At 52.4% G+C, this 2,660-nt stretch carries 3 protein-coding genes; 1 reads left to right on the forward strand and 2 read right to left on the reverse strand.

Features of this window, described 5'->3' with window-relative positions; all coding sequences use genetic code 11:
- The coding region (locus AC2FNC_RS20625) for a polysaccharide deacetylase family protein (protein ID WP_496716544.1) at positions 1-274 on the forward strand (274 nt) is incomplete at its 5' end.
- Positions 275-276: 2 nt separating this feature from the next.
- Here AC2FNC_RS20625 and AC2FNC_RS20630 read toward each other — a convergent pair.
- Both AC2FNC_RS20630 and AC2FNC_RS20635 read right to left on the reverse strand, forming a co-directional pair.
- A complete protein-coding gene (locus AC2FNC_RS20630) occupies positions 277-972 on the reverse strand; it encodes a sulfotransferase domain-containing protein (RefSeq protein ID WP_496716545.1) in 696 nt (231 codons plus the stop codon).
- Between the two features lie 316 nt (positions 973-1,288).
- Positions 1,289-2,503 (reverse strand): O-antigen ligase family protein, encoded by a 1,215-nt coding sequence (locus AC2FNC_RS20635; RefSeq protein WP_496716546.1) that lies wholly within the window; start codon positions 2,501-2,503, stop codon positions 1,289-1,291.
- Between the last annotated feature and the right edge of the window lie 157 nt (positions 2,504-2,660).

Genomic DNA, 2,660 nt, shown 5'->3' on the forward strand with positions numbered 1-2,660 from the left:
AATTTGCGGTCATCCCGTCACCAAAGCGGGAATACCATTTGGGTTATACAACGCCCACGTCCTGCGCGCCCTGCGCCGTAACGGATATGGGACAGCCTTTTCCAGCGACATGGGGTCCATGCGCGCCAACGCTTTTCTGCGTCCGCGCACATCGATACGCAAAGATATGACACCATCGGACATTGATGCGATACTGGCAGGCCGGATGTCGCCCGGCAAACAACTGCGCCGCGCAGCCGGCATGATCAAAAAGCGGCTGCTGCCACTGAACTGAGATCAGACACCACGCTGAGCATCTTCGGGAAGCGCCCGGGGATATCCGAACTTATCCAGAATATGCCCAAGCTCCTGTTCGATATAAGCCAGATGCTCAGGTTCCAACTCGTCTTTCCATTGCCCGCTACGGCCACTGCGAATATGCGCGCGTTCATTGGTTTTTGTCGCTGATACCTTACTGCGTTTTCCGGCCTCAAACAGGCGCATCAGGCGAACCCCCAACTCATGCGCCCAACCCGTCAGGCCCAGAAACGTGAATATCTGAGCATAGAGATCATCCCGTTGATCACCCATCAATGCATCATAGGAGACTTCGAGAATATCAGGATCGTCCAGATCCCAGTTCTCAAGCGTTTCCCGGCTGAAATAGATGAAATGGCGGATTGTCATGAACAAACCTTCGGTCTTGTCTGCCGCCTGAAGTTTTTCCTGATACGTCCGCCCGTTTTCATCCGGCACATGGGCCCAAAGCTCATTCGTCCAAAGATGGTAGTGATAGGAGGATACGATCATGTCGCGCGGGTCACGCATGATATGTATCCCCCGATATGGCCCAATCTCTGGCCACGGCGTCCGGCTGTGTGTCGACAGGAACACCCTCGTTTCCGACCGGGGTGCTTCTTTCGAAATATCCTCGAACCGGGCGCCCAGCCCAAAGGCCAAAAGTCTGAGCACGGCCTTGAAATACGTGGTCATGGCCTTGTGGTGGGTGCCAACAAAAATTTTGGTCTGACCATTTGCAAAATCTCGCTCCCCGAACCTGCACCTGAGAATGAACGGAAGTAGCCTCCAGAATTCTGGATTTTTCAGAAGCCCATAGTTCTTTCGGGCCGAGATGGGTATCTGAGATATGATATTCTGCTGCTTGGAACGCTTTGGTTTTCGGCCCAGACCGGCATCTGTTTCAATCTTGTTTTCCGAAACTGACACTTTATCACTTCCTTAAATACGGTATTGCGAGCCTGACCCATGTGACCGATCGGTTCTTGCGCAAGTCGACTCGGCGCCCATTCTATTCAAACCGTGTATATCTGATCCGCCGCGTCCGGCCTGGTGCAGGCGCTGTCTGCTGCTGGACCGTTTCTTCCTCGGCATCGACCATCCAGAGACCAGCCCCCAGCATGAACATGAAAATACAAAACGTGGAGTCCCAGACATGCACCGTGATGGCGGCGACGCAAAATCCGGCAAGGGCAAAAAAGTAACCAAGCCGATAACTCGTCAATTTATCGGTAAGGTGGGCCCTGCCTATGTCACGGAAGACAAAAACAACCACCAAAAAAAGAAATATGAGCGACGGAAACCCGTGGCGCAGAGTCGTGAGCAGCCAATAGTTGTCAACACTTGGCACCATCCAGCGCGGTCGGGTCCAGTCGGACAACCCAATACCGAACAGCGGGTTTCTCAGGATATCGTCAGAGGCATAGGTGAAAATATGGATCCGGTTCCATGCTGTCGATTTTTTGAGCGTCAGATAGGCCGCGAATATCTGAGCTGGGGAGCGGTTCGAGAATATTTCGATAAATGCGTACATTCCGATGAAAATGTACAGCAACAGGTTCCATTTCTTCTTCACGGCCGCGAACACCGTTTTCCAGCTCATCAGACCGATCTGCACGGCGATTGACAGCCAGGCCCCCGACGACAGCGATGTTATGGTGGCAAAAACCACAATCCCCACTCTGGAAAGCTTATAGTTCAGGCTTTTCCCATACCCCAGAACATACCATGACAGGGCAAACCCCAAGCTGCAGAACAGCCCGAACAGGATCGGGTGCGGCATGGATCCTTGCGCCCGGTAAAAGCCTAGGCGCGGCCGTTCCTGCACGACCTTATACACCTGCCCGAAGTTGCTGAAGATATCGAGTATCAGGGACGTGTTGGTAACGGACTGGTACACGCTGAATGGCAACATGATGACCACGACAACAAACAGCCAAAGGGCGCAACTACGAAACGCAGCCGCATCGCGTATCATCCACCGTGCAATGAAATACGGTGAGAGCGTCTCAACAATCCCGATGCCGACATATTCCCATCTTGCAAGACCGTTATTGGCAAAGATCGCCAGACCATTCCACAACGCAAAACAGATAATCAGGATGTCCGCTTTGTAGATGCGTGTGGAACCATCAAGCCAGCGCACAATGGCCGGAATAAAGAAAATGAGCAAAACCAGACGGTAGCCGTTGATCTGCATTCCGAGAAAATCGAAATAGAACGGCAATATGAACCCGATGAACAGGTAAGGCACCACAAACGGCTTGGACCTGGGCCTCGTTGTGCCATCAGTTGTCCGAATGGACTGTCTTGTATCTGTCGATGCCGCCAACTGAGTTCACCACTACCTTGTATACTTGTGCTTGGATGTGCTTTTAACCTGA

The organism is Ruegeria sp. BHSA123, assembly GCF_059613425.1.

Bases quoted from the DNA above. Each gene is read 5' to 3' on its own strand.
- AC2FNC_RS20630 (WP_496716545.1), bottom strand. From the start codon at position 972: ATGACCACGTATTTCAAGGCCGTGCTCAGACTTTTGGCCTTTGGGCTG.